Genomic DNA, 4,117 nt, shown 5'->3' with positions numbered 1-4,117 from the left:
ACTATGCGCAGACCGAGGAGTTCGGTATAGCCGCGTGACTCAAACCAAATGGCCTCCGGCAATCCCGGGGCGGTTCAGTGCGGCGTGCCCTCAACGATGATCATGACGAACTCCTCGCTGTAGAAGTGCTCGTCTTCCGTCAGGACGATTTCGGTCGCGTCCCGCGGCACCGGCTTGTCTTCACGATTGCCGTCAACTTCCCGGAACAGCATCCGGTGCTTGCTGATGTCGGCCAGTTTGTAGAGCGCCTCCCCCTGAGTAGGGGTCGGCGATTAATAGGGTTCGCGATCGATATGGATGCGAACCTTGTGATGATGAGCATCGTTCATAGGGATCCTTCGCGAGTTTGGAACCGGAACGGCGATTTCCGGTCTGTATGGAATCGTACTGTATTATCTAATGGACTCATCGTCAAGTCGGCACAGTTCCGTATCGACAAATCGAACGAAACGGCCTATAAGCTGCTGGAATCACGAAGGAAGTTGGATGTCGTTTGCAACCAGACTGAAGGAGTTGAGGATCGCGCGCGGGCAATCGCTGCAGCAAGTGGCCGATGGCGTGCAGACCTCGAAGACGCATATTTGGGATATGGAGCAGGGCAACAGCGCCAATCCCTCACGCGAGCTGCTTGAAAGGCTCGCGACCCATTTTCGTGTCAGCGTTTCCGATCTGATCGGTGAGAACCCGAATGCCGAGAGCGAACCTTCGGAGCTGGTGGCGCTTTACCGCGATCTGAAGTCCTTAAGCGAAAAGGATCGCAAGACGATCGAAGCTGTGATGCGCAGTCTCAAGAGCACAAAGGACTAGCATTGCCCGTCACCCGCATCGACTTGGCCGACGCCGGCTCTCCCGAACGCCTGGTGATCGAGATTCTCAAAGCTGAGCCTGATCTGCCGATAACCTGTTCCGGTTGAAAGGCTCGCGCTTCAGCTCGGCGTCACCAAGATCGAGGAGATGGAGAGCGACGGTTTTATCGGCGGGCTGGTAACAAACGCGACCAAGTCGACGGGCGTCATTCTCGTCAATGAAAACCTGCGCAAGGAGCGCAGGCGCTTCACCATCGGACATGAGCTCGGTCATTTCCTGATTCCGACTCATCTGCCCGGCAAGGATGATCGTTTTCTCTGTTCGCTCAAGGACCTCCTGGCTCTGGATCCGAAGATTGCGGATCGGCGTATCCGCTGGGAAGCGGAGGCCAATCGGTTTTCGTCACTGTTGTTGGTCCCGCCGCCGATCTTTCGAAAGCAGGCCAATGCGAGCAAGGATCCTGATCTGCGGGACGTTGTGCGGCTCGCCCACCAATATGAAGTCAGCAAAGAAGTCATGGGACGGGCTTATGTCGATTATCGACATGAACCTATCGCCTTTGTTGTCACGCATAATGGCCGCGTCCAGCGCTATTTTTCACGCAAGACTGATTTTCCCTTCATCACGGTGCGCTGGGGCGATCCCGTTCCCAGGCACTCGCTGCTGATGCGTAAGCAGCACACAGTATCGGTCGCCAGCGAGATCGAAGAAACCGACGCTGCGTTGTGGTTTGACGTCTCGCGTGGGCACAAGGCGCCGACGTTGTTCGAACAGGTTTATCAGCAGCAGCAGGGTTACGCCCTTATTCTGCTATCGCTTGAGCAGCAGGAAGATGAGGATGACGACGAGCTGGAGGACTCCCGCTCCCGCTTCGATCGCCGCTAACGAATTCAAGTCAAACGGCGATCAAGAAGACGCCTAGCTTGTTCATCATAGGTCGCTTGCGAAAGGCTTGTCCCATCAAAGGCGACGAACAGCTCTTCGGCCGCCGCTTTAACAAGGGCTGGAATGGCCGAACTCGGAGTTGAAAGCGGTAGAGATATGAAGGTCGTTACCTCGTCTTGCTGTGCAGCTCCCCCGCCCTGCACGTAAACTGCAGGATTGGACCAGCTATCAAGGCGCCGTCCTTTCAATTTCCGCCAGCGGAACATGAACCCAAGAACAGCTGGATCGGACCATCCAAGACCTTTGGCGACGGCGATGCCGACGGCAATCGCTTCGGTCATGCGGTAAATCATCAAGATTGGATCGAGGAGCACGCCCGCCGGCAGGCGATGAGGCACGGCATCATCCTGCAAGAGCCGCCGAAGGTAGAATTGACCGGTTGGCTCAAGCCTGAAGAACTCGAAGCGATGCGCCATGTCGTTGTTAATCGCGACGATCAGAGCTTCCCAGCCACCATCGCGCACGACCGGGTGGGAGCGCGTATCCGACATCAGGCGCGCGTCAAGCCAGATAGGCCAGCCTGTATAGCGAGGATTACTTGCGGCGAACGCGGCTAAAAAGTACGCATCCGGCCAGCACCCTGGCTAGTCGCGCCGGTCTGCCGCGGCGCCTCAGGCAGCGGCCGCTTTGGACTGTTGGGTCGCCTTCCAATTCCACGGGAGCAGGTCGGCGACTCTGTTGACGGGGTGATCTGGAAGCCTGGCCAACACGTCAGCGAGCCAGGCTTGCGGATCAACGTCGTTCATCTTGCAGGTTTATGCCGCCCGCCGAACTATGCCGAACGGATTTGGTATGGCACGCCGTTGTCACGCTGGCACCGTCGATCGCGTGCAGGGCAGCCCCGTTCCATTCGGCATAGTCTGGTCGTTCAGAGCGCCTCGAGGAAGGCGAGTAGGTGGTCGTTCGGCTGGAAGCGGGTTCGCTTGCCGCGCTCGTACGGCTTGAGCTTCGCCAGGGCAGCTTCCTTCAGGGCGAGGTGGGCGTGCAGGTACGTCTGCGTCGTCTCGACCGATTCATGACCGAGCCACAGCGCGATCACGGAGCAGTCGACGCCGGCTTGCAGCAGTTCCATCGCAGCGCTGTGCCTCAGCACGTGCGGTGACACGCTCTTGGCCTTCAAAGACGGGCAACTCTTGTGAGCGACACGAACATGCTTTCCCAGCAGGGACTGGACGCTATCGGCACTGAGCCGGCCCCCGTGCACGTTCGGGAACAACGCTGTTGCTCCTTTCCGCAACGGTTCCTTGAGCCATGCCTGGAGCGCACACCGAGCGAGTGTGGTCAGCGGAGTGGTCCGCTCCTTCCGCCCTTTACCGACGCATCGTACGTGTGCACCAGACCCGAGGTGGACGGCATCCCGGTCAAGGCCAGTCAGCTCTGAGAGGCGCAAGCCCGTCTGGGCCGCGACCAGCAGCAAGGTGTGATCGCGGCGACCAAGCCACGTCGTTCGATCGGGCGCGGCGAGAACCGCCTCGATCTCGGGGCGCGTCAGGAAGTGCACCTGTCGCTTGTCATGGCGTTTGCTCGGTATGGCGAGCACGCGCTGGATCAGCGCACTGTGTGCCGGTTCCTCGAAGGACACGAACCTGAAGAAGGATCGGATGGCCGTCAGACGCAGGTTACGCGTCTTCGCGCTGGCGCCGCGCTTTACCTCGAGATCGGTGAGGAACGCGCCGATGAACGTTGCATCCAGATCGGCGAGCGTCAGGGCCGATGGGGACTTCCGCAGCTGCACCTGTGCGAACAAGAACAGCAGCCGGAACGTGTCCCTGTAGGAGGCGATCGTGTTGGCGCTAACATTGCGCTGGCGCATGAGGCGCTCGGTGAAGAAGCGCTCGATCAACGTGGCGACATTGCAGGCAGGCTTCATGGCGTCACCTCCCACCGCCGATCGAGACGCCGCGCCGCTTCTTCCATCAACTCGGGGCAGGCCGAGAGATACCAGTAAGTATCGCGCACGCAGGCGTGGCCGAGGTAAGTGGAGAGAACTGGGAGTTGCTGCTCGACGTCCTTGCCTTCACGATACCAGTCGAGCAGCGTCCGGATGGCGAAGCGATGACGGAAGTCGTGCACGCGTGGGCCGGTACGATCACCTGGGCGCCGCAGCCCGATCTCTCTGGACAATCGCCAGAAGACGCGATGAACGTACTGGTGCAGCAATCGGCCTCCCTGTTCGGCAACGAAGAAGGTCGAGCCGCAGCGTGATCCGAGCAGCGCATCGCGCCGGTGGGCGTAGTCGCGCAGCGCGGTTCTCGTCGTCGGATGCAATGGCACGAGCCGCGACTTGGCGAACTTGGTCAGCCGGACCGTCAGCACGCCGGCGTCGAGGTCGACGTCATCACGCTCCAGGCCCATCGCCTCGGAT

General features: G+C 59.8%; 6 protein-coding genes and 1 pseudogene. 2 read left to right on the top strand and 5 right to left on the bottom strand.

From position 1 onward, the window contains the following. Positions 1-74: 74 nt before the first annotated feature. Complete coding sequence (locus tag QJT82_RS45095) at positions 75-212, bottom strand: hypothetical protein (RefSeq protein ID WP_157788225.1); 138 nt, start codon at positions 210-212, stop codon at positions 75-77. Between the two features lie 274 nt (positions 213-486). Here QJT82_RS45095 and QJT82_RS45090 point away from each other — a divergent pair, with 274 nt between their 5' ends. Then, entirely contained in the window at positions 487-807 is a 321-nt protein-coding gene (locus tag QJT82_RS45090) for a helix-turn-helix transcriptional regulator (RefSeq protein ID WP_038388866.1), read from the top strand. 147 nt (positions 808-954) lie between these two features. Then, positions 955-1,692, top strand: a complete 738-nt coding sequence (locus QJT82_RS45085; protein WP_077231226.1) for an ImmA/IrrE family metallo-endopeptidase — start codon at positions 955-957, stop codon at positions 1,690-1,692. Between the two features lie 5 nt (positions 1,693-1,697). Here QJT82_RS45085 and QJT82_RS45080 read toward each other — a convergent pair whose 3' ends face one another. The 4 genes and pseudogenes from QJT82_RS45080 to QJT82_RS45065 form a co-directional block, all read right to left on the bottom strand. Next, complete coding sequence (locus tag QJT82_RS45080) at positions 1,698-2,243, bottom strand: hypothetical protein (protein ID WP_051003414.1); 546 nt, start codon at positions 2,241-2,243, stop codon at positions 1,698-1,700. Positions 2,244-2,363: 120 nt separating this feature from the next. Further along, positions 2,364-2,507, bottom strand: a pseudogene (locus QJT82_RS45075) (transposase domain-containing protein); the annotation flags it as partial. Between the two features lie 113 nt (positions 2,508-2,620). Then, complete coding sequence (locus QJT82_RS45070; RefSeq protein ID WP_281446721.1) at positions 2,621-3,622, bottom strand: tyrosine-type recombinase/integrase; 1,002 nt, start codon at positions 3,620-3,622, stop codon at positions 2,621-2,623. Beyond that, the coding region (locus QJT82_RS45065; protein WP_281446720.1) for a tyrosine-type recombinase/integrase at positions 3,619-4,117 on the bottom strand (499 nt) is incomplete at its 5' end. The genes QJT82_RS45065 and QJT82_RS45070, both read right to left, overlap by 4 nt.

It is taken from the genome of Bradyrhizobium sp. Mp19 (genome assembly GCF_029952935.1).
GTDB lineage: Bacteria > Pseudomonadota > Alphaproteobacteria > Rhizobiales > Xanthobacteraceae > Bradyrhizobium > Bradyrhizobium elkanii.
The sequence above is the reverse complement of the archived record's forward strand: the minus strand, read 5'-3'. Positions and strand labels throughout refer to the sequence as shown.